General features: G+C 74.2%; 14 protein-coding genes. 9 read left to right on the forward strand and 5 right to left on the reverse strand.

Annotation, left to right across the window (positions count from 1 at the left end):
* The first annotated feature begins 312 nt into the window (after positions 1–312).
* The 6 genes from FHX73_RS36675 to FHX73_RS36705 all read left to right on the forward strand — a co-directional run bounded on the left by FHX73_RS36675 (position 313) and on the right by FHX73_RS36705 (position 10,347).
* Positions 313–3,456, forward strand: coding sequence for a tetratricopeptide repeat protein (locus tag FHX73_RS36675; protein ID WP_145910384.1), 3,144 nt, complete (start codon positions 313–315; stop codon positions 3,454–3,456).
* Between the two features lie 267 nt (positions 3,457–3,723).
* Positions 3,724–4,713, forward strand: coding sequence for a helix-turn-helix domain-containing protein (locus tag FHX73_RS36685; RefSeq protein WP_145910386.1), 990 nt, complete (start codon positions 3,724–3,726; stop codon positions 4,711–4,713).
* A 192-nt stretch (positions 4,714–4,905) separates the two neighbouring features.
* The gene (locus FHX73_RS36690; protein ID WP_425461474.1) at positions 4,906–6,648 is read left to right on the forward strand and encodes an ABC transporter substrate-binding protein; all 1,743 of its coding nucleotides are present in this window, start codon (positions 4,906–4,908) and stop codon (positions 6,646–6,648) included.
* 11 nt (positions 6,649–6,659) lie between these two features.
* Entirely contained in the window at positions 6,660–7,727 is a 1,068-nt protein-coding gene (locus tag FHX73_RS36695) for an ABC transporter permease (protein ID WP_145910388.1), read from the forward strand.
* Positions 7,724–8,713 carry an ABC transporter permease gene (locus tag FHX73_RS36700; RefSeq protein WP_145910389.1) on the forward strand — a complete coding sequence of 330 codons (990 nt, stop codon included), beginning with the start codon at positions 7,724–7,726 and terminating at the stop codon, positions 8,711–8,713. Before FHX73_RS36695 ends, FHX73_RS36700 begins: the two co-directional genes overlap by 4 nt.
* The gene (locus FHX73_RS36705) at positions 8,710–10,347 is read left to right on the forward strand and encodes a dipeptide ABC transporter ATP-binding protein (protein WP_145910390.1); all 1,638 of its coding nucleotides are present in this window, start codon (positions 8,710–8,712) and stop codon (positions 10,345–10,347) included. The genes FHX73_RS36700 and FHX73_RS36705 overlap by 4 nt, the downstream gene beginning before the upstream one ends.
* A gap of 25 nt (positions 10,348–10,372) precedes the next feature.
* On the opposite strand, the gene rfbB is transcribed toward FHX73_RS36705, so the two are convergent.
* From rfbB to FHX73_RS36735, 5 genes are all read right to left on the reverse strand, one after another.
* Positions 10,373–11,347 (reverse strand): dTDP-glucose 4,6-dehydratase, encoded by a 975-nt coding sequence (gene rfbB / locus FHX73_RS36710; protein ID WP_145910791.1) that lies wholly within the window; start codon positions 11,345–11,347, stop codon positions 10,373–10,375.
* A 23-nt stretch (positions 11,348–11,370) separates the two neighbouring features.
* Positions 11,371–12,735 carry a UDP-glucose dehydrogenase family protein gene (locus tag FHX73_RS36715; RefSeq protein WP_145910391.1) on the reverse strand — a complete coding sequence of 455 codons (1,365 nt, stop codon included), beginning with the start codon at positions 12,733–12,735 and terminating at the stop codon, positions 11,371–11,373.
* 176 nt (positions 12,736–12,911) lie between these two features.
* Positions 12,912–13,328, reverse strand: a complete 417-nt coding sequence (locus FHX73_RS36725; protein ID WP_145910392.1) for a GlcG/HbpS family heme-binding protein — start codon at positions 13,326–13,328, stop codon at positions 12,912–12,914.
* 129 nt (positions 13,329–13,457) lie between these two features.
* Positions 13,458–14,657 (reverse strand): tryptophan 2,3-dioxygenase family protein, encoded by a 1,200-nt coding sequence (locus FHX73_RS36730; protein ID WP_211786452.1) that lies wholly within the window; start codon positions 14,655–14,657, stop codon positions 13,458–13,460.
* Between the two features lie 3 nt (positions 14,658–14,660).
* A complete protein-coding gene (locus FHX73_RS36735; protein ID WP_246214113.1) occupies positions 14,661–15,791 on the reverse strand; it encodes a methyltransferase in 1,131 nt (376 codons plus the stop codon).
* Between the two features lie 323 nt (positions 15,792–16,114).
* Here FHX73_RS36735 and FHX73_RS36740 point away from each other — a divergent pair, with 323 nt between their 5' ends.
* From FHX73_RS36740 to FHX73_RS36750, 3 genes are read left to right on the forward strand one after another with little or no spacing between them, the layout of a single operon-like run.
* Entirely contained in the window at positions 16,115–17,572 is a 1,458-nt protein-coding gene (locus tag FHX73_RS36740) for a flavin monoamine oxidase family protein (protein ID WP_145910393.1), read from the forward strand.
* Positions 17,569–20,673 (forward strand): ferritin-like domain-containing protein, encoded by a 3,105-nt coding sequence (locus tag FHX73_RS36745; RefSeq protein WP_145910394.1) that lies wholly within the window; start codon positions 17,569–17,571, stop codon positions 20,671–20,673. Before FHX73_RS36740 ends, FHX73_RS36745 begins: the two co-directional genes overlap by 4 nt.
* Before the next feature lie 20 nt (positions 20,674–20,693).
* Positions 20,694–22,319, forward strand: coding sequence for an FAD-dependent monooxygenase (locus tag FHX73_RS36750; protein WP_145910395.1), 1,626 nt, complete (start codon positions 20,694–20,696; stop codon positions 22,317–22,319).
* Positions 22,320–22,361: the final 42 nt, after the last annotated feature.

The raw sequence follows: 22,361 nt of genomic DNA on the forward strand, positions 1-22,361 counted from the left end.
ACCACCCATCGTGGCGGTGGCGCTGAGCGTTGGTCCGTGCGCGTCCACGGCGCGGGGCGCCGGTGAAGGCAATGGGAGGCGGAGTTCACCTGCCCCTGTTGCGGCGGGGGTTGGGCCCGGGACGAGCTGCACGACGCTCTGTTCACGCTCCCGCCAAGGGCCGCGAGTGAACTCCGGGGGCAAGTCGAGCGCCTGGCAGTGGTGCTCCCAGGTTCTGTACCGCGATGCTGCCGGTTCCGGGAACGACGCGGCGGTGCGGATCGGTTAGGGGCTAGCGTCTGATGCACTGTCACGGCGTGCTGGGGAGCGGGGATGGCGGGCGGCGGAATCGAAGCCGCGGTCGGGTATGTATTCGCGTGGCTGGTGCGCGAGGCCGAGCGGGTGAGTGCGGGGGTGAGCGGTGGGCCGGATGCTGCCCTGGGACGCCTACACGAGCTGGTGGCGCGTGCGCTCGGGGCCGATCCCTCGCTGGCGCGGGCCGCACAGGAAGCCGGAGCCGGGCTGGCCCGGCCGACCGAGCGAACCCGGCGCCGACTGGTTGACTCCCTGGAGGACGCCGCCGAACACGACCCCGCCTTCGCCCACGCCTTGGCGGCGCTGATCGAGCAATTGCGGGCCGATGACCCCGCCGCCGCAGGTGACGCGGCGGTCATGCCTGGCCGCGCCCCGGACGTCGCGGGCAGCGTGGCGATCACGGCACGCGACGGCGCCGTCGCTGCGTGGACGACGAACGGGACAATCGGATCCGCCCCAGCCCTGTCGGCCGGGGTTGATGCCGTCCCTGCCGGCCCGACCGGGCCTAGCGCCGGCGTTGGCCAGCCAACCGGATCGGGCCAGCGGACGGTGCTGGTCATCAACGCGGTCGGCTACGGAGGCGTCGCGGCCGGTTCGATCGGCCAGCTCGACCTGCACCAGCACCGTCACGAGTACGCCGCCCCGCGCGGCCCCGCCGCGTGGCCGCACCAGGTCGGTATCATCCCGCCCAAGGCGCGCTGGTTTCAGGCCCGGACCGAGATCGAGCACCTGAACCAGTTGCTGGCCGTCGACGGAACGATCGTCGCAGCCCCTGATCTCGCACCGTCGGAGATGCCCGCGGGTGGGGTGCTGGCGGGGATGGGTGGGGTCGGCAAGACCCAACTCGCCGCCCACTACGCCCGCACCACCTGGCAGCGCGGCGAGTTGGACCTGCTGGTTTGGATCACCGCCACCGACCGCACCACCGTCGTAGCCGCCTACGCCCGGGCCTGCGCTGAGGTACTCGGCACTGCCCCGGACGACTCGGAGGTGGCAGCGCTTGGGTTCCTGGCCTGGCTGGAACCCAAGCGGGGGCAGCAAGTGTGCCGGTGGCTGGTAGTCCTGGACGACGTCGCCAACCCCGGCGACCTGCGGGGCCTGTGGCCCCCCGTCAGCGCACACGGCCGCACCGTCGTCACCACTCGCGGCCGGCACACCGCCCTGACCGAAGGCGGCCGGATCCGGCTGGAGGTCGGCCTGTTCACCCCCGAACAGGCTCTGGCCTACCTCACCAACTCATTGGCAGACCGCGCCCGCCACGAACCCGAGGACGAACTCGCCGCCCTGGCCGAAGACCTGGGCCGTCTGCCGCTGGCACTGTCCCAGGCCGCCGCCTACATCCTCGACATCCGCACCAGCATCACCGCCTACCGGGAACTGCTCGCCGACCGCACCCAGGCCCTCGCGGACGCCGCCCCCGACACCCTGCCCGACAGCCAGACCCACACCGTGGCCGCCGCCTGGACCCTGTCCATCGACCACGCCGACACCCAACGCCCCACCGGCCTGGCACGCCCCCTCCTCCACCTCCTTTCCCACCTTGACCCCAACGCCATCCCCACCACCATCCTCACCAGCCCACCCATCCTGGCCCATCTGACCGTTCGCCTCGCCGAAAGCAGCGCAGTTGCCGACGGCGGTGCCGGAACGCGTGGTGGTGCGAGTCCGAAGGTCACAGCGAGGCAGGTCGAGCTGGCCCTGGCGACGCTGCACCGACTAAGCCTGATCGACCACGACCCTGACGGCGATCCACATCCCGTCGTACGTGTCCACCAGTTGATCCAGCGCTCTGTCTGCGACACCCTCACCCCCCAGCAGCACCACCAGGCGGCCTGCACGGCGGCAGACGGTCTCCTGGCCGTGTGGCCCAGGATCGAGCGCAACACCGCCCTGGTCGCCGCGCTGCGCGCCAACGCCACTGCGCTCACCAGAGGTGCCGAAGACGTGCTCCACCATCCCGATGCGCACACCGTGCTGTATCGGGTGGGGTCCAGTCTCGGTGAGGCTGGCCAGGTCGCCGCTGCGCGCGATCACTTCCAACGCCTCACCGGAACCACGACGCGGTTCCTGGGCCCTGACCATCCCCACACCCTCACCGCGCGGCACGAGTTCGCGCGGTGGTGGGGGAAGGCGGGGGACGCGGCTGGCGCGGCCGCCGCCCTCACCGAACTGTTGAGTCATCGGATCCGAGTCCTGGGACCCGAGCATCCCGACACCTTCACCACCCGACACGAGCTCGCCGACTGGCGAGGCCAGGCGGGAGACGCCGTCGGCGCCGCCACCGCCTTCATCGAACTGGCAGCCGATCGGACCCGGGTCCTCGGTCCCGACCACCCTGACACCCTCACCACCCGAAACCAGATTGCCCGCTGGCGGGGGGAGGCGGGAGACGCCGCCGGCGCCGCCACCGCCCTCGTGGCAATCCTGGACGACTTGGTCCGCGTCCTGGGGCCCGACGACCCAAACACCCTCGCCACCCGACACGAGCTCGCGCGTTGGCGGGGGAACGCGGGGGATTCGGCTGGTGCGGCAACCGCCCTCACGGAACTCTTGGACGACATGGTCCGAGTGTTGGGCCCCGACCACCCCAGCACCCTCGGTACCCGACTCAACATCGCTGTTGTGCGGCGGCTGGTGGGGGATTCGGCTGGTGCGGCAACCGCCCTCACGGAACTCTTGGACGACATGGTCCGAGTCCTCGGCCCCGACCACCCCCACACCCTCCGGGCTCGACACACCCGCGCGTACTGGCGGGGGCAAGGGGATGCGGCCAATGCTGTGCCCGCCTTCATCGACCTCGTCAACGACATGGTCCGAGTCCTCGGCCCCGACCACCCCCACACCCTCCATGCCCGTAGGGACCTCGCCAACAAGCGGGGGGAAGCGGGGAGCGCAGCGGACGCCGCGCTCGCCTTCGCCGAACTGCTGGACGACCAGATCCGGATCCTGGGGCCCGACCACCCCAGAACTCTCAGCACTCAACACAACTTCGCCCACTGGCGAGGGGAGGCAGGGAACGCGACGGGCGCCGCTTCCACCTTCGCCGAACTTCTGAACGCCCAGATCCGGATCCTGGGACCCGACCACCCCGACACCCTCACCACCCAGAGCAACCTCACCTACTGGCGCAGGCGCAGGCAGGAACGCGGCTTCTGGCGCTAATAGGATCCATCCGGTCGGTCACTGCGGAGCCAGCTGGCGAGGGCTGCTGCGCTAACGGTGCCAAGGTGGCTGTGTCCACGTTCGTCGTATCGGGTCGCGACGGCTCTGGTGTGCTTGAGGTTGTTGATGGCCCGTTCGACGGTGTCGCGCTTCTTGTACCGCTCCTCGTCGAAGTCCGGCGGCTGCCCGCCGCGTGAGCTTTGCGCAGCGGGCCCTATCGTTTCGCGTGTACGCGAAACATCCCTGGGGCGCGCGACGGAGGTTCCGATGGGCTGGTGGCAGATCGACGCCGACACACTCGCGGGCAGCCGATTCGTCGTTTCGCCCCTGAGTGAAACGACAGCGGCCCTCAAGGCGCTGCACCTCGGGCAGGCCGCGAACCCCGGAGAGCGGGAGTGGCTGACGGCCCACCAACCCCGCTACCGGGAACGGATCGCCGCAGACCCCGTGGCCGCGGCGCTGGTGCGGGGCGGGCTCGGCGGATCGTGGAACGCCACCTTCCTCACGCCCACCCCGGAACGCAGCGAGCGGGCCTTCACCACCGAGCTCGACCGGATCGCCCGGACCGACCCCGGAACCGCCCGGGCCGACCTGGCCGAGGCACTGCGCGGGCCGCTCCCGCCCGTACTCGACCGGGACGACCTGCCCGGCCGGGCCGCCGACCTGCTGCACTGGGTCTGGCAGACCACCGTGCTGCCCGACTGGCCCCGGCGGCGGCGGATCATCGAGTCCGACATCCTGGCCCGCACCACCCGGCTCGCCCAGGGCGGCTGGGAGTCGGCGCTGGACGGGCTGCGCCACGGCATGCGCTGGCTCGGCGCCAGCCGGCTGCGGATCACCCTGCGCGACCAGGAACCGCGCGACCTCGACGGCACCGCGCTGCTGCTCGTCCCGGTGACGCCCGGTCAGGGCTGGTTCGCCTGGGACGACCAGCGCCACGCCATCGTCTACCCCGCCGGCGGCGTGCTCGCCGAGCCCGCGAACCCGTCCGGCACCGATGCCGGGGCCGACGGCCAGGTCCTCGCCCGGCTGGTCGGCCCCACCCGGGCCCGGATCCTGCTGCTGCTGGCCGACCCGCTGAGCACCACCCACCTGGTGGCCGTCACCGGCCAGGGCCTCGGCTCGGTCGGCAACCACCTGCGGGTGCTGCTGGACGCGGGCCTGCTGCGCCGCCGCCGGACCGGCCGGGTGGTGCTCTACGCCCGCACCGAGCTGGGTGAAGCGCTGGTGGCCGGGGCAGCCACGCCGACCGGCTGAGCCGGCGGCCCGTCCGCCTGATCGCCCGCCGTACCTCCCGTCGCTCTTGCCCACTCCCACACCTGGCATCACGTCAGATCACCGAATGTGTCCCAGGATTGCGGCTGCATGGCAGTCGTCCGCACCCGCTTGACCCCTCTTCGACCGCGCCAGCAGAGTTCACGGCATGTCCCTGGCGAGTGAGCTTCCCGGATGTCCGGACGCCCCGCCGGTCCCACCGTTCGAGAGGCCGTCATGAGGAAGCGCAGGGCCGTTGCCACGGTTGCCGGGTTCGTGTTGGTCAGCGGGCTGGCCACCGCCTGTGGTGGTACGGCCTCCGGGTCGGCCGGCGGTGCGTTCGACCCCGCGCACTGCCAGGGCGGCACGCTGACCGTGCTGGCGCACGCCGGGCAGGGCAAGTTCGACCCGGCCGAGCTGTACACCTCCGGCGGCGGCCGGGTGCCCACGCTGGTCTTCCGCACCCTCACCACCCGGGACCACACCGCCCAGGGCCCGGCCAGCGCCAAGGTGGTGCCCGACTTGGCCACGGACACCGGCGAGCCCAGCCAGGACGCCACCGTCTGGACCTACCACCTCAAGCCGGGGCTGAAGTTCGAGGACGGCACCCCGATCAAGGCGGCGGACATCAAGTACGGCATCGAGCGCTCGTTCGCCCCCGAGCTGCCGGGCGGTCCGCCCTACCTGCGCGACTGGCTGGTCGGCGGCGCGACCTACCAGGGCCCGTTCAAGGGGGCCGAGCTGCCCTCCATCGAGACACCGGACGACAGCACCCTGGTCTTCCACCTGACCAAGCCCGAGGGCGACTTCCCCTTCCTGGCCACCGCCACCCAGTTCGCCCCGGTGCCCAAGGACAAGGACACCGGCACCGACTACCAGAAGCACCCGATCTCCTCGGGGCCGTACAAGGTGGTCAGCAACGACAGCGGCAAGTCGATCGTGCTGGAACGCAACCCGTACTGGTCCAGGAGCGTCGACGACCAGCGCCTCGCCTGCCCGGACCGGATCGTCTACACCTCGGGCCTGGACCCGGCCGTGGTCAACCAGCGGCTGGTCGCCAGCAGCGGTGACGACGCCCGGGCGGTCAGCGGCGACGTGGACATCGACGCCAGCGTGCTGGCCCGGCTGAACGGCGACCCCGGGCTCAAGTCCCGCGTCGCCACCGGCTACTTCGGCGACACCAACTACCTGGCCTTCAACCCGAACGTGAAGCCGTTCGACAACCCGGCGGTGCGCCAGGCCATCTCCTACGCGGTGGACCGCCAGGCGGTGATCAACGCGGTGGGCGGCAGCGCCGTCGCCAAGCCGGCCACCACCTTCCTGCCCGACCAGCCGGCCTTCGGCTACACCCCCTACGACTACTTCCCGGGCGGCCCGAACGGCGATCCTGACAAGGCCAAGCAGCTGCTGGCCCAGGCCGGTTACCCGAACGGCCTGACCATCACGCTCAGCCACAGCGTCGCGGGCAGCGGCAACGGGCCGGCCGTGGCGGCGGCCGTGCAGCAGGCGCTGGCCAAGGCCGGCATCACGGTCAAGCTGGACGGCTCGTCCTCCGACGACGACTACCAGACCAAGACCCAGACGCCCGCCACCGAACCCGGTTTCTTCCTCGCCGGCTGGGGCGCCGACTGGCCGTCGGGCGGGCCGTTCCTCGCCCCGATCTTCGACGGCCGGCAGATCCTCCCCGAGGGCAACTTCAACTCCGCCCAGCTGAACGACCCCCAGGTGAACGCCGCGATCGACGCCGCCAACCGGCTCACCGACCCGGCCCAGGCCGAGGCCGCCTGGGGCGCGCTCGACGCGCAGCTCGGCAAGCAGGCGTGGACGGTGCCGCTCTACCACCCGGTCTACAAGCGGCTGATCGGAAAGGACGTCAAGAACGCCTACGTCAGCGACTGGACCGGGGTGTACGACCTGTCCCGCATCTCGGTGAAGTGACGGCGCCCCGGATGGACCCGACCAGCCCCACCAGCCCTATCAGCACCACTACCCCCACCGGCCGCACCCGCTGGCAGCGCCTGCGCGCCGACCGGTCGGCCACCGCCGGCCTGGTGCTCGCCCTGCTCCTGGTGCTGATCGCCGTCGCCGCCCCGCTGATCTGCGCGATCGAGGGCCAGAACCCGACCGAGTACCACAACGCCCTGCTCGACTCGGCCACCGGCGGCGTGCCGATCGGTGGCATGGGCGGGGCGAGCGGGCGGCACTGGCTGGGCGTTGAGCCGGGCACCGGGCGCGACCTGCTGGCCCGGCTGGTCTACGGCGCGCAGATCTCGCTCGGCGTGGCGATCGGCGCCACCGCCGTGCAGGTCGGCCTCGGCGTGCTGCTCGGCCTCGCGGCCGGCCTCGGCAACCGGGTGGTGGACACCGTGCTCGGCCGCGCGATGGACCTGGTGCTGGCCTTCCCCGGACTGGTCTTCGCGATCTCGCTGCTCGCCGTGGTCCCGGCCGGCTTCCCGCGACCGGTGCTGCTGGTCCTGGTGCTCGGCGTGCTGGGCTGGGGCGGCATCGCGCGGGTGGTCCGCGGCCAGGTGCTGACGCTGCGCGAGCTGGACCACGTGGCCGCCGCCAGGCTCGGCGGCGCGCGCGGCTGGCGGATCGCCCGCCGCGAGATCCTGCCCGCGCTCGGCGCACCCGTCATCACCTACGCCGCCCTGCTGCTGCCCTCCAACGTGACGGCGGAGGCCGGGCTCTCCTTCCTCGGGGTCGGCGTCCGCCCGCCGACCGCCTCCTGGGGCCAGATGCTCTCCTCCGCCACCACCTGGTACGTCGCCGACCCGGCCTTCGTGCTGCTCCCCGCCGCGCTGCTGTTCGCCACGGTGCTCGCCTTCACCCTGCTCGGAGAGGGCCTGCGGCGAGCCCTGGACCCCCGCTCCGCCCACCGTGTCGGCGCCCGGTCCCGGTCCACCGGCCGGACCCGGCCGACCGACCGCCCCCGCCCGTTCGGCCGGCCGCCGCGCGCGCTCGGCGCCGGCCCGCAGCTGCCGGACCGTCAGCCCGGGGACGGGGCGAGGGCGTGATCCGCTTCCTGCTCCGACGCACCGTCAGCACCGCGCTGGTGCTGCTGGTCCTCTCCCTCGTCGTCTACCTGGTCTTCTACGCGGCCCCGCACGACCCGGCCCGGCTGGTCTGCGGCAAGGGGTGCGACCCGGCCCGGCTGGCCGTGGTGCGGCACAAGCTCGGCACCGACCGCCCGCTCTGGCAGCAGTACTGGGAGTTCCTGCGCGGCCTGGTCGTCGGGCGCACCTACGACGCGGGCAGCGACAGCACGCACTGCGCCGCGCCCTGCTTCGGCTGGTCCTTCCAGACCGACCAGCCGGTGCTCCCGATGATCACCCAGCGGCTGCCGGTGGACTGCTCGCTCGCGATCGGCGCCGCCGTGATCTGGCTGCTGCTCGGGGTCGGCGCGGGCACACTGGGCGCGCTGCGCCGCGGCCGGCTGCTGGACCGGGCGCTCACCGGGCTCACCCTCGCCGGGATCGCCTCGCCGGTCTTCCTCACCGGCCTGCTGCTGATGATGCTCTGCTGCGCCTACCTGCGCTGGCTCCCGTTCCCCTCCTACGTCCCGCTCACCCAGGACCCGGCGGGCTGGGCCGCCAACCTGGCCCTGCCGTGGTTCGCGCTGGCCCTGGTCTTCGCCGCCAACTACGCCCGGATGAGCCGGGGCCTGCTGCTGGAGACGCTGGCCGAGGAGCACATCCGCACCGTGCGCGCCTACGGGCTGACGGAGCGCCGGATCGTCGTCGGCCACGCGCTGCGCGGCGTGCTGACGCCGCTGATCACCATGCTCGCCAAGGACCTCGGCAGCCTGATCGGCAGCGCCCAGCTCACCGAGGCCGTCTTCGGCTTCGACGGCATGGCCCGGCTGCTGGTGGACGCGGTCAACCAGGTGGACCTCCCGGTGGTGGTCGGCGTCACGCTGTTCGGCGCCTTCTTCATCGTGCTCGCCAACGCCGTCGCCGACGTGCTCTACGCCGTGGCCGATCCGAGGGTGGTCCTGCGATGACCCAGCTCCAGGACGAACACCGGACCGAGCAGCAGGAACTGCTCCGGGTCCAGGACCTGACGGTGCGTTACGGCGCGACGACCGCCGTGGACGGGCTCTCCTTCACGCTCGGCGCCGGCCGCTCGCTCGGTCTGGTCGGCGAGTCCGGCTCCGGCAAGAGCACCGTCGCGGCCGCGCTGCTGGGCCTGCTCGGCGGCGCCCGGGTCAGCGGCTCGATCCGGCTGGCCGGCACCGAGGTCACCACCGCCGGAGAGGCCGAACTGCGGGCGCTGCGCGGACCGAAGGCCGCCATGGTCTTCCAGGACGCGCTCTCCGCCCTGGACCCGTTCTGGACGGTCGGCGACCAGATCGCCGAGGTCTACCGGCTGCACACCGGGGCCGGCCGCCGGGCGGCCCGGGAGCGCGCGGTGCGGGTGCTCGACCAGGTCGGCATCCCGGACGCCGCGCGCCGGGCCCGCGCCCACCCGCACGAGTTCTCCGGCGGCATGCGCCAGCGCGCGCTGATCGCGATGGCGCTGGCCTGCGCCCCCGACCTGCTGATCGCCGACGAGCCGACCACCGCGCTGGACGTCACGGTGCAGGCCCAGATCCTCGCGCTGCTGGCCGAGCTGCGGGCCGCGCACGGCATGGCGATGCTGCTGGTCAGCCACGACCTGTCGGTGGTGGCCGGGGCGACGGAGGAGGTGCTGGTGCTGAACGGCGGCCGGGCGGTCGAGCACGGACCGGTGGGCCAGGTGATCGGTGCCCCGCGCGAGCCCTACACCCGGGCCCTGCTCGCCGCCGTGCCCCGGATCGACCAGCGGCGCACCGAGGCGGTGCCGCCGGCGGGCGAGGCGTCGGGCGCGGCGTCGGGTGAGTCGGCGGGCGAGCCGCTGCTCCGGGTCAGCGGCCTGCGCAAGGAGTTCCGCGGGGCCCGGCTGCCAGCGGTGGACGGGGTGGACCTGGAGTTGCGGGCCGGCGAGTCGCTGGGTGTGGTCGGCGAGAGCGGCAGCGGCAAGACCACGCTCGGGCGGCTGCTGGTCCGGCTGCTGGAGCCGACCGCCGGCCGGATCGAGTTCGCCGGGCGCGACCTGGCCCGGGCCGGCGCCCGGGAGCTGCGGCCGCTCCGCCGCGACCTGCAGATGGTGTTCCAGGACCCGCTCTCCTCGCTCAACCCGCGGCGCACCATCGGCGACGCGGTGGCCGAACCGCTGCGGCTGCTGGACCGTCCGACGGGCGGCGAACTGCGCCGGGCGGTCGGCGAACTGCTGGAGCGGGTCGGGCTCGACCCCGACTGGCAGGGCCGCTACCCGCACGAGCTGTCCGGCGGTCAGCGGCAGCGGGTCGGCATCGCCCGGGCGCTCGCGCCGCGCCCGCGGCTGCTGGTCTGCGACGAGCCGGTCGCCTCGCTGGACGTCTCCACCCAGGCGCAGGTGGTCCGGCTGCTCGGCGAGCTCCAGCGCGAACTGGGGCTGAGCCTGCTCTTCATCGCCCACGACCTGGCCGTGGTGCGCCAGGTGAGCGATCGGATCGCGGTGATGCACCGGGGCCGGATCGTCGAGCAGGGGCCGGCCGACCAGGTCTACGAGTCGCCGCGGCACGAGTACACCCGGGGACTGCTGGCGGCGGTTCCGACGCTGGTGCCCGTACTCTGACGATTTGTCGACTTGTGGTCGCTCGTCACTCCAGCGCCGCCCGCTCCAGCAGCGGCTGCCACCACTGCGGGTGCTCGCGGTACCAGGCGACGGTGGCCGCGAGCCCGTCCTCGAACCGCACCCGGGGCTCGAACCCCAGCTCCTCGCGGATCTTGCGACCGTCCAGCGCGTAGCGGCGGTCGTGGCCCTTGCGGTCGGCCACCTGCTCGACCAGCTCCCAGCCGGTCCCGGTGGCCGCGAGCAGCAGCCCGGTCAGCTCCCGGTTGGACAGCTCGGTGCCGCCGCCGACGTGGTAGACCTCGCCGGCCCGCCCGCCCTCCAGCAGCAGCGCGAGCGCCCGGCAGTGGTCGGAGACGTGCAGCCAGTCCCGCACCTGGTGCCCGTCCCCGTAGAGCGGCACCGGTCGGCCCGCGAGCAGCCGGGTGGTGAAGAGCGGGATCAGCTTCTCCGGGAACTGGTACGGGCCGTAGTTGTTCGAGCAGCGGGTGACCACCACGCCCAGGCCGTGCGTGCGGTGCTGGGCCAGCGCCAGCAGGTCGGAGCCCGCCTTGCTCGCCGCGTACGGCGAGTTCGGGGCGAGCGGCTGCTCCTCGGTCCAGGCGCCGGTGGCGATCGAGCCGTACACCTCGTCGGTGGAGACGTGCAGGAAGCGGCCGACCCCGTGCCGCAGCGCCGCGTCCAGCAGGACCTGGGTGCCCGTCAGATTGGTCCGGACGAACTCCTCGGCGCCGGCGATCGAGCGGTCCACGTGCGACTCGGCCGCGAAGTGCACCACCGCGTCCTGACCCGCCATCACCTCGTCCACCAGCACCGGGTCGCAGATGTCGCCGCGGACGAAGGCGTAGCCGGGGTGGCCCGCCACCGGCGCCAGGTTCGCCGCCACGCCGGAGTAGGTGAGCTTGTCGAGCACGGTGACGCGGACCCCGGGCCGGGAGGCGAGCAGCGAGCGGACGAACTCGGAGCCGATGAACCCGGCGCCGCCGGTGACGAGGATGTGGATCATGCGGACAACGTACTGTCCGGCTACGCGCCGCCCGGCGGGGTGGGGTCCAGGACGGTGGGCTGCTGGGCCGGCCGGCCGAGCTGCCAGACCGACCAGCCCGCCGCCAGCCAGGGCAGCGGGTCCACCGCCGTCCGCACGTCCACCAGGATCGGCAGCCGCACCGCCCCGGCCGCCCGGGCCGGGAACTGCGGGTCCGTCACGTAGTCGGGCCAGTCGGTGCCGAGCACCACCAGGTCCGCGCCGGCCACCGCCTCCAGCGCCGTCTCCCGGTACTGCACCACCGGCAGCGCCCGGTGCGCGCCGGCCAGCGCCTGGGGATCGTGCAGCACCACCACGGCGCCGCGCAGGTGCAGCCGGTCGGCCAGCCGGAGCGCGGGGGAGTCCCGGACGTCGCTGGTGCCGGCCTTGAACGAGGCGCCGAGGAACCCGATCCTGGCCCCCTCCAGCGACCCGCCGGCGGCGCGCTCCGCCAGCGCCACCGCGGCCTCCAGCCGGCCCCGATTCACCGTGTCCACCGCCGCCAGCAGCTCGGTCGCCCCACCGGCACCCAACTCCCGCACCCGGTGGGTGAAGGCGCTCAGGTCCTTCGGCAGGCAGCCGCCGCCGTAGCCGATGCCGGGGCGCATCCCGAGCGGTCCGATCCGCTGGTCGATCCCGAGGGTGCGGGCCACCTCGGTGACGTCGGCCCCGGTGAGCTCGCAGACCTCCGCCATCGCGTTGATGAAGGAGATCTTGGCGGCCAGGTAGGCGTTGGCGGCCGACTTGGCGACCTCGGCGGTGGCCGGGTCGGTGACGATCAGTTCGGTGCCGCCGGCGGCCAGGATCGGCGCGTAGACCGCCTCGACCGCCTTGCGCGCCTCCGGGGAGCCGAGGCCGACCAGGATCCGGTCCGGCCGCAGGGTGTCCTCCACGGCCCGGCCCTCGCGCAGGAACTCCGGGTTCCAGACCAGCTCGATGCCGGGCACGTTGGCCAGCTGCTCCACGATCTCCCGCAGCCGTTCCGCCGTGCCCACGGCGACGGTGCTCTTGCCGACGATGGTGCAGGGCTCGTGCAGCAGCGGCACCAGGGAGCGGACCGCGCCGACCACCTGGTCGGTCTGGTAGCCCTGGCCGTCCGGATCGAGCGGGGTGCCGACCGCGAGGAAGTGCAGCTCGGCCCAGCCGGCCGCGTCGGTCAGCTGGTCGCTGAACCGCAGCCGTCCGCTCGCGGTGTGCCGGGCCAGCAGCTCGGCCAGCCCCGGTTCGAAGAACGGCGCCTGCCCGGCGGCCAGCAGCAGGCACTTCTCCTGGTCCAGCTCGATGCCGATCACCTCGTGCCCCAGCTCCGCCATTGCGGCGGCGTGCGTGGTTCCGAGGTGGCCGCAGCCGATCACCGATACGCGCATGAGGTCGAGTTTCTCCCGGGTCGGGGTGCGGGGGCGGTGCGCCGCGCGGCGCACCGCCCGAATCCGTCGGCCGATCTGTCAGTCGATCAGTCGGCCGGTCCGTCGGCCGATCTGTCGGCCTATCAGTCGGCCGGTCTGTCGGTCGGTCGGTTGGTCTGTCAGCAGGGCGGTCCGGCTCAGCCGCCGTTGGCGGCCTCCACGCCGGCCTCGGCCACCGGCTGGTCCTCGCCCCGGGTGCCGCCGGCGACGCCGATCGCGCCGGCGATCGCACCGTTCGCGAAGATCGGGATGCCGCCGGGCAGCAGCGCGAAGCCCGGCTGGGCGGCCATGGTGGCGAGCAGCACCGGGTCGCCGGCGGCGACCTTGCCGAAGTCGTTGGTGGGAACGCCGAGGCCGGCGGCGGTGACCGCCTTGTGGGTGGCCACGGTGGTCGCCCAGAAGGTCGCGCCGTCGGCCCGGGCCGTCGTCAGCAGGTTGCCGCCGGCGTCCACCACCGAGACGGCGACGGCGACGTTGAGCTGGGCCGCCTGGGCCAGGGCGGCGTCCAGGATCCGGCGGGCGAGCGCGGCGTTGATCACGGGAGCGGTGGTCATGGTCGGGGGAGTCCTCTCGTCGGAATGGCTGTTCGAATTATTGGAATGGTGGGGATAGTCAAATAGCTTGTCCAGTAACGGAGTTGATGCTCCGTCAGAATGTTTGCCAATCAGGGATACCACGGTGCCTCAGGAGAGCGCGAAGCGGAACATCGCCTCGGGGACCGGGGCCGGCGGACCGGTGGTGCAGATCTCCTTGTCGACGATCCGTTTGAGGTAGCCGGCGCCCTCGGTTCCGCCCGAACCCTTGACCTCGTGCGGCAGGTGGCTGCGGCCGAAGCCGTAGTGCCGGCCGCGCCAGACCAGCAGCGAGCGCTCCACCAGGCCCAGGGCCGCGGTCAGCTCGGGATCGCGGGCCGCGGCTATGGCGGCGCGCAGCGGCCAGAGGTCCCGCAGCGGCTGCTCGTTGAGCTGCCGCAGGTGGCCCAGGTGCAGGAAGATCCCGGCCTTGCGCGGGTCGTAGCCGTAGACCGCCAGCTCGGCCAGGTGGTAGTTGAGCGACTGCACCGCGCTCGCCGCGCCGGTGGCCTCGCGGAAGCTGAGGAACTGCTCCGGCGAGAGCGTCCGCAGCACCCGCAGCACCCCGCTGAGCAGCTCCGCGCAGTCGGCGGTCCGCCCGGTGTGCCGCAGCGCCGCCTCCCGGTCGCCCGCCGCTATCGCGACCACCGCCCGGCAGGCGCTCCACCGGGTCAGGAAGAAGGCCACCTCGCAGGCGTGCACCGAGCGGAGGAAGAGGTGCTCGTGGTGCACCGCCGACTGCGGCAGCCCGGTGCACCGGACCAGCACCTGGAGCCGGCGGTCCAGCCGCTGGTCCGCCGCGCCCCAGGGCGGGGTCAGCAGCCGGTCCAACTCCCCGATCAGCTCGGCCAGCCGGGCCCGCCGCTCGGCCGCCTCCGCCGGCCCGTAGCCGGGCAGCGTGAGCGGAGCCCGCTCGCGCTCGGCCAGGTCCACCAGGGTGGCCCGGATCGCGGTGAGCCCGGCCTCCAGCGGATCCTGCCGGTAGAGCGTCAGGAACCAGTCGTAGACGTGCAGACTGGTGTAGCGGTAGTACTCCGGGATGTCCGGGCGCCGGCTGAACGGCCGGGTCAGCAGCGCCACCACCTGGCGCTCGTCCAACTCCAGCTCCAGGTCGAGCCCAGGCTCCAGGTCCAGCCCAAGCCCCGGGCCCAGCCCCGGGCCCCGGGCCGCGCCGTCCGCCGGCCGGCTCGCCTCCTCGTACCAGTCGGCCAGCCGCTCCCGCTGCGCCGCGCTCAGGGCCGCCCGGCCCAGCGCGCTCTGCATCCGCAGTATCTCCTCCCCGCGCCCGGGGAGGGCTGCCCGCTCGGCCATGGCTCACCACCACCGCCCGGGCGGGTGGATCGCGGTGCCGGACCGGTGCCCCAGCACCAGGTGCTTCTCCCGGCCGGTCCGGTGCACCTCGCAGTCGGCGAACCCGGCCCGGCGCAGCAGGCCCAGGTACTCCGCGGCCGTGCGGTGCCGCCCGTGGGTCTCGGCGTGCATCGACAGGTTCATCGCCGCGGTGGCCAGCGGCCGGTAGCCGTCCTCCTCGAAGAGCCGCTCCATGACCAGCACCCGGCCGCCCGGGGCCAGGGCCCGGTGCGCCTTGCGGAGCAGCTCCAGGCAGACCTCGTCCGGCCAGTCGGACAGGATGTAGCCGAAGGCCAGGCAGTCGCCCGGCGGCAGTTCGTCCCGGTGGAAGTCGCCGGGGGCGAAGGCCAGTCGGGTGCCCAGCCGGTACCGCCGTCCGGCCTGCCGCAACCGCGGCTCGACCTGCGGCAGGTCGAAGACGGTGGCCCGCAGCCCCGGCCGGCGCAGCAGCGCCGCCACCGCGAACGGCCCGCCCGCCCCGCCCACGTCCACCAGGTGGCGGACCTGGTCCATGCCGGCCAGCTCGACCAGCTCGCCGGACACGTCGAAGCTGAGCTGCCACATGGCGTCCAGGAACCGGCCGGTGGCCTCCTCGTCCCGGTAGATCCGGGCGAACGGCTCCGGGCGGGCCGCGTCGGCCGCCGCCTTGCCCCGGGTCAGGCAGGCCTCCAGGTGGTCCAGCTGCCCGGCGGTCTCGGTCACCAGGTGGTGCAGGAAGCCGCCCAGGAACCGGGGATCGGTGCCGTCCAGGAACGGGCGGACCGGCGCGGGCGCGGCGTACCGGCCGCCGCCGTCCGCGGTCAGCAGGTCCAGCGAGCGGAGCAGGGTGAGCAGCCGGCCCAGGGTGTCCCGGTCCAGGCCGAGCGCGGTGGCCAGTTCGCCGTCGGTGCTCGGTCCGTGCTCGGCCAGCTCGCGGAACACCCCGTGCCGCACCGCGAGTTCCAGCGCCCGGGTGGCGAGCAGCCCGTAGACCGCCCGCTCCAGCGGCGGCGGCATCGCGGCACCGGCCGTGCTCGCGGCGCCCGCCGTGCTGGACGTGCTGGACGTGCTCGCCACGTTGGTCGCCCCGGGTGTACCGGGCGTGCTCGGTGCCATCGCTGCTCCTTCCTCCGGGCACGGTCGTCGGCTGCGGGGCCGGGTGGGCCCGCCGACACTCACAGGATGTCCGCGATGACGGGTCGTTCGGGTACGCGCCATCGCAAACCGTTCGGACGTGCGGGGTGACCGACCGTCAGGTGGCGCGAACGGGTGAAGCGAACGGGTGGCGGAGACCGGGAGTCCACCAGAACGGGGGATGCGGACGAAGGACGACCTTTCGGACAATTGCCAGATGGTCGGAGGATCCAGCCGACCGCAGCGCTCCGCACGACCCGGCCCGGCGGCGGTCGGACCCGGTCGGCAGACCGAAGGGGGAAGGCATGGCTGCCAAGCGCGTCACGATCATCGGGGCCGGCGTGGCCGGTCTGGTGGCGGCCTACGAGCTGGAGCGGCTCGGCCACCAGGTGGTGGTCCTGGAGGGGCACCCGGAGGTCGGCGGCCGGATACGCACCCACCGCTTCGTGCCCGGCCGCCCCGGCCCGCTGGTCGAGCTCGGCGCGATGCGGATACCGGCCACCCACCACCGCACCATGGGCTACCTCCAGGCGCTCGGACTGGCCGACCGGCTGCGCGAGTTCACCACGCTCTTCCAGGACGAGGCGGCCTACGTGCAGACCAGCCGCGGCCACCAGCGGATCCGGGACGCCTCCGCCACCCTGGTCGAGGAGCTGCGCGGCCGGCTGCCCGGCGCCGGCGGGTACAGCCCGCAGATGCTGCTCTTCGGCGCCTGGATGGCGGTCCGGGTCAACGCGCTCGCCCCCGGCGACTTCCGCGACGCGGTGGGCCGGGGCCTGGACGCCGAGCTGATCGGCCTGGTCGAGGGGATCGACCTGGACCGCTACGTGCGCGCCCCCGGCCACGGCGAACTGCTCGACCTGCGCGCGCTGTTCGCCGACCACCCGCAGATCCGGGCCGGCTGCCGCGGCCGGCTCTACCGCTTCGTCGACGACATCGTCAACGAGACCGGCGCCACCCTGCTCCGGCTGGCCGGCGGCCTGGACCAGCTGGCCCACCGGCTGCGCGAGCGGATCCGCGGCCCGGTGCACTGCGGCAACGAGGTGACCGGCCTGGAGCTCGGCGAGCGCGAGGTGCGGCTGCGGATCCGGCACGGCTTCGGCACCCGCACGAGGTCCTGCGACTACGTGCTCTGCACCATCCCGTTCACCGTGCTGCGCGCCCTCGACCTGCGCGGGCTTGACCAGGAGAAGCTCGCCGCGATCGCCGACCAGCGCTACTGGAACGCCACCAAGGTCGCGCTGCACTGCCGCGAGCCGTTCTGGGCCCGCGAGGGCATCACCGGCGGCGGCTCCTTCACCGGCGGCCTGATCCGGCAGACCTACTACCCGCCGCTGGAGGGCGACCCGGAGCTCGGCGCCGCGCTGCTGGCCAGCTACACCATCGGCCAGGACGCCGACCGGCTCGGCACGCTCAGCCGCCCGGCCCGGATCGCCGCCGTGCTGGAGGAGCTCGGTGCCGTCCACCCCGAACTGCGCCGGCCCGGCATGGTGCTGGCCGTCGCCGACCAGGTCTGGGGCAGCGAGCCGTCCACCCGGGGCGCGGCCGCCGTGCGCTGGGGCAAGGACGCCGAGGCCTGCGAGGAGGAGCGGATCCGGATGGCCCGGCCGCAGGGCCGGCTGTTCTTCGCCGGCGAGCACTGCTCCAGCCACCCGGCCTGGATCGAGGGCGCCGTGGAGTCCGCCCAGCAGGCCGTCCGGGAGATCCACCGCTACCCGGCCGCGGCGCTGGCGGCCGACGAGCCCTGCGAGGTGGGTGCGTGAGCGTCTTCGACCTGCCCCGGCTGCACTTCGCCGGCACCGCGACCACCCAGCTGCCGACCGGCCTGCGCACCGGCCTGCTGGACCTCGCCGACAACACCGTGCTCACCCCCGAGGGCCACCGGTTCCCGCACCACCGCCCGGCCGCCGAGTACCACCGCGAGCTGGACCGGCTGGACCTGCGCACCGCCCCCGGCGCCCACTTCGCCGCCAGCGGCCACTTCACCGTGGACGCCGCGGTGACGGCCGTCGAGCCGGCCCCCGAGCGGCCCGAGCCGCTGCTCGGCCGCAGCGTGGACTTCTGGGGCCACTACAACGAGTACTTCGCCACCACCGCCAACCGGGCCCGGGTCTTCGACGTCGACCCGTCCTCCTCCTGGACCACCACGCTGATGATCGGTCAGCTCTGCTTCGGCCGGCTCGGTCGCTCGCACGACGTCGGCTACCTGTGCACCGGCGAGGTGACGGGCTACCAGCCGCCGCACTGGCAGGTCTTCCCGCCCGGCCCCAGCCCGGTGCCCCGGCTGCCGGTCCGCTCCGTGCACCAGTTCGCCGTGCCCGCCGCCGGGCTCGGCTGGCCGTCCGCCGAGCCCTCGCCCACCGTCGCCCGGCTGCGCGAACTCGTCGACGGCGGCGCCGCGGCCGGGCTGGTGGTGCAGTTCGCGCTCAACGCGCAGCCGGGCCCGCTGCCCACCGGACGCCCCGTCAGCTGGCGGCTCGACGGCACCATCGCCCCCTGGTACCCCGGCGAGGCGGCCGGCCACCCCGCCGGTCGGCTGCTCACCGCCGTCGCCCCCGCGCCCGGGCCGCGCCAGCTCACCGCCGAGATCGGCGAACGCACCGTCGGCCTCAACCTGCTCGCCGCGCCCGCACCCGAGCCCGGGCGGGCCGGCCACTGGGAGCTGCGCGCCGACCGCACCGGGCGGCTGCTCGCGACGCTGGCCGACCCGCTGCCGCGCACCGTGCTCACGCTGCCCCGGCACAGCGGCCGGGACCAGGTCGAGGAGCCGCTGCGGCTCGACCGGATCGAGCCCGACGGCGGCCGCCGGGTGGCGCTGCGCGAGCGCGAGACCAACGTGCAGGCCGACCCGGCCGCCCTCGTCCTCGACCACCCCCGGCACCCCGGGGACGGCGAGTGGGACGCCGAGGTGACCGTCCGGGCGCTGGTCCGGGGCCGGCCGGCCGCCGTCCGCGGCATCCGGGTGCGGCAGTACCCCAACCCGCGCGCCCGGCCGCTCGACCCGCCCGCCGAGGTCGCCCGGCTGCGCGCCGACGGCGCCGACTGGTCCGGCGAGTGCACCCTGGACACCGGGCCCGACGGACTGGGCCGGTTCACCGTCCGGGGCGCCCGGCCCGGCTGCGCCCGGCTGCTGCTCGCACCCCCGGACGCCGAACTGCCCGAGGACATCCCCGACCCCGGGGGCGCCACCGGCGCCGCCGGAGCCGCCCGCGCCTACGACGACCAGGACGCGCTCGGCTACTGGTCCGGCGCCGGCCGGCTCGCCCTGCGGGTGCTGCCCGACGACTGGCGGCTCGACGACCTGCCCGCCGAGCAGCTCACCTTCGACCTGCTGCACCGCGAGGTCTTCGCCTTCTACGAACTCACCTCCGGCTTCATGAAGGAGGAGGTCTTCAGCCTCGCCGACCGCGCCCGGGTCGACACCTACGCCCGGCTGATCTGGCAGATGTGCGACCCGCGCAACAAGTCCCGCACCTACTACATGCCGCCCACCCGCGACCTCAGCGAGCCCAAGTCCCGGCTGCTGCTGCGCTACCTGCGCGCCCTGCAGACCCCGCCCGCGCTGCTCACCCTGGCCCCCGCCCGGCCGAGCGCCCCGGCCGCGCTCGGCACCCGGTCGCAGCTGGTCGCCGCGCTCTGGGAGGCCGTCACCGTCGAACTCGCCGTCACCCTCCAGTACCTGTACGCCGCCTACTCGCTGCCCACCCACGGCGCCGGCCTCGGCTACCTGCGCCCCGGCGGCTGGACCGCCGAGCGGCTGCGGCTGGTCAGCGGGGACGGCGGCGAGACCCTGGAGCACGGCATCCGCAGCACCCTGCTCCGGGTGGCCCGCGAGGAGATGACCCACTTCCTGGTGGTCAACAACGTGCTCACCGCGATCGGCGAGCGGTTCCGCTTCCCGGCCATCGACTTCGCCACCCTCAACCAGCGGCTGCGGATCCCGCTCGACCTCTCGCTCGAAGGCCTCACGGCCGGCAGCGTGCAGCGGTTCATCACCCTGGAACAGCCCGACCGCAGCCTCCCCGACCCGCGCTACGGCGACCGCGCCGCCCTGGCCCCGACCGCCTCCGACACCCTCAGCGGCCTGTACGCCGCGATCCGCGACGGACTGGTCCGCCAACCCGAGCTGTTCGACCGGGCCGGCCGGCGGGCCGGCGGCGAGCACCACGTGTTCCTGCGACGCTCCGTCAACTCCGTCCACCCCGACTACCAGCTCCAGGTGGACGACCTGTCCAGCGCCCTGTTCGCCATCGACTTCGTCACCGAACAGGGCGAGGGCGGCGCCGTGGACGAACCGGGCGAGGGCGGCGAGGAGTCGCACCACCAGGCGTTCCGCCGGGTCGCCGAGCTGCTCGACCGGCTCGGCGCGGGCCCCGGGCCCGGCCTGCCGGAGCTCGGCTACCCGGTGCTGCGCAACCCCACCCGGTACAGCCCCGGCGGCAACCAGCAGCAGATCACCGACCCCACCGCCCGCGGGATCGCCCGGCTCTGCGACGAGGCCTACGCGCTGATGGCCCAGCTGATGGTGCAGCACTTCGGCGAGCCCGCCAGCCCCAGCCTGCGCCGCTCGGTGCTGATGAACGCCGCCATCGACGTGATGAACGGCGTGCTCCGCCCGCTCGCCGAACTGCTCGTCACCCTGCCCTCGGGCGTGCCGGGCCGCACCGCCGGACCGCCCTTCGCCCTCACCCGGGCGCCCGTTCCGGTGCCCGACCCGGCCCGGGCCCGCGAACTGCTGCGCCGCCGGGTCGGGCGGCTGCACCGGGCGGTCTGGGGCTGCCCGCTGGTGCCCGAGCAGGTCGGCGGCGTGCTCGCCCACCTGGACGGGGTGCTCCGCGTGACCGCCGACGGAAGGACGACATGAAGGACGACGGGAAAGCCGACATGACGGCACCTCAAGCAGCGCCGCTGCCCGCCGAGACCGAGGTGCTGATCGTCGGCGCCGGGCCGGTCGGCCTCGCGCTCGCCCTGGAACTGCGCAGCCACGGCGTGGCGGTGCTGCTGATCGACCAGGGCGACGGCGCCGTCGACCACCCGCGCACCAACACCGTCGGCCCGCGCGCCATGGAGCACTTCCGCCGCTGGGGGCTGGCCGACCGGATCCGCGCCGCCGGCTGGCCCGCCGACCACAGCCTGGACACCGCCTGGGTCACCCGGATCGGCGGCCACGAGGTGCACCGGCTGCACGTCGGCAGCACCGTCACCCGCGCGCCGTTCCGGCACACCCCCGAGCCCGAGGCGATCTGCCCGCAGCACTGGCTCACCCCGCTGCTCGCCGGCGCGCTCGGCCACCACCCCGACGGGCCGCTCCGGCTGCGCTGCCGGTTCGACGGCCTGCGGCAGGACCGGGAGGGCGTCACCGTCGACCTCGTCGACCTGGCCGCCGGACGGACCGTCAGCGTCCGGGCCCGCCACCTGGTCGGCGCTGATGGGGCCGACTCCGCCGTGCGCGCCGCCTGCGGGGTGCCAGCCCCGGGCCGGCACCCCGGGCAGCTGCTGCGCAACATCCTCTTCGAGGCCCCCGGCCTGCGGGAGCGGCTCGGCAACCGGCACGCGCTCTTCTACTTCCTGCTGCTCTCGGACGCGCTGCGGTTCCCGATGCGGGCCGTCGACGGGCAGGACCTCTACCGGCTCTCCATCCGCTGCGGCGGCACGCCGGAAGCCACCCAGCCCGCACCGGCCCTGCTGCGCCGGGCGATCGCCTTCGACGACCTGCCGCTGCGGGTGCGCTCCGACCAGCACTGGCAGCTCACCCACCGGGTGGCCGAGGAGTTCCGGTGCGGCCGGGTGCTGCTGGTCGGCGACGCCGCGCACACCCTCTCGCCCTCCGGCGGCTTCGGCTGCGACGCCGGGATCGCCGCCGCCGCCAACCTCGGCTGGAAGCTCGCCGCCGAGCTGGCCGGCTGGGCCGGCCCCGGGCTGCTCGACAGCTACCAGGAGGAACGCCGACCGGTCGCCGTCACCGCCCTGGACGAGGCGCACCGCAACCTGCGCCGCACCATGGACCGCGAACTCCCCGCCGACCTGCACCAGGACAGCTCGCTCGGCCGGGCCACCCGCGCCGCGTTCGCCGCCCGGCTGGAGGCGGATGGCGCCCGCCGGGAGTTCGACGCGCCCATGATCCACATGGGGTACCGCTACGACTCCCGGATCGTCCTGCCCGCGCCCCCCGCCGACGGCGAGCCGCTGGACCGCCCCAACGCCCTGCCCGGCTCCCGGGCCCCGCACGCCTGGCTCGCACCCGGACGCTCCACCCTCGACCTGTTCGGCCCCGACCACCACCTGCTGGCCTTCGGCGGCGCCGACCCGCTGCCCCTGCGCGCCGCCTTCGCGGCCCGGGGGATCCCGCTCACCACCACCCGCTGCGCCGACCCCGAGGTGGCCGCGCTCTACCGCGCGCCGCTGGTCCTGGTCCGGCCCGACGGCCACGTGGCCTGGCGCGGCGAGGGCGGCGAGGGCGGGCAGGGAGGTGACGCGGACCGGGTGGCCCGGGTGGTGCGCGGCAGCTGAGTGGTTGTCCGACAATGCGACGGCTTCGATAGCATCGTCGGC

Origin of the sequence: Kitasatospora viridis (assembly GCF_007829815.1) — a bacterium.
GTDB classification, from domain to species: Bacteria; Actinomycetota; Actinomycetes; order Streptomycetales; family Streptomycetaceae; genus Kitasatospora; species Kitasatospora viridis.

Excerpts from the sequence above, each read along its gene's own strand:
- FHX73_RS36725 (WP_145910392.1), bottom strand. The coding sequence starts at position 13,328 with ATGACCACCGCTCCCGTGATCAACGCCGCGCTCGCCCGCCGGATCCTG.
- FHX73_RS36695 (WP_145910388.1), top strand. The coding sequence starts at position 6,660 with ATGGACCCGACCAGCCCCACCAGCCCTATCAGCACCACTACCCCCACC.
- FHX73_RS36705 (WP_145910390.1), top strand. The coding sequence starts at position 8,710 with ATGACCCAGCTCCAGGACGAACACCGGACCGAGCAGCAGGAACTGCTC.
- FHX73_RS36735 (WP_246214113.1), bottom strand. The coding sequence starts at position 15,791 with ATGGCACCGAGCACGCCCGGTACACCCGGGGCGACCAACGTGGCGAGC.
- FHX73_RS36750 (WP_145910395.1), top strand. The coding sequence starts at position 20,694 with ATGACGGCACCTCAAGCAGCGCCGCTGCCCGCCGAGACCGAGGTGCTG.
- FHX73_RS36690 (WP_425461474.1), top strand. The coding sequence starts at position 4,906 with ATGTCCGGACGCCCCGCCGGTCCCACCGTTCGAGAGGCCGTCATGAGG.
- FHX73_RS36730 (WP_211786452.1), bottom strand. The coding sequence starts at position 14,657 with ATGGCCGAGCGGGCAGCCCTCCCCGGGCGCGGGGAGGAGATACTGCGG.
- FHX73_RS36740 (WP_145910393.1), top strand. The coding sequence starts at position 16,115 with ATGGCTGCCAAGCGCGTCACGATCATCGGGGCCGGCGTGGCCGGTCTG.
- FHX73_RS36675 (WP_145910384.1), top strand. The coding sequence starts at position 313 with ATGGCGGGCGGCGGAATCGAAGCCGCGGTCGGGTATGTATTCGCGTGG.
- FHX73_RS36685 (WP_145910386.1), top strand. The coding sequence starts at position 3,724 with ATGGGCTGGTGGCAGATCGACGCCGACACACTCGCGGGCAGCCGATTC.
- FHX73_RS36715 (WP_145910391.1), bottom strand. The coding sequence starts at position 12,735 with ATGCGCGTATCGGTGATCGGCTGCGGCCACCTCGGAACCACGCACGCC.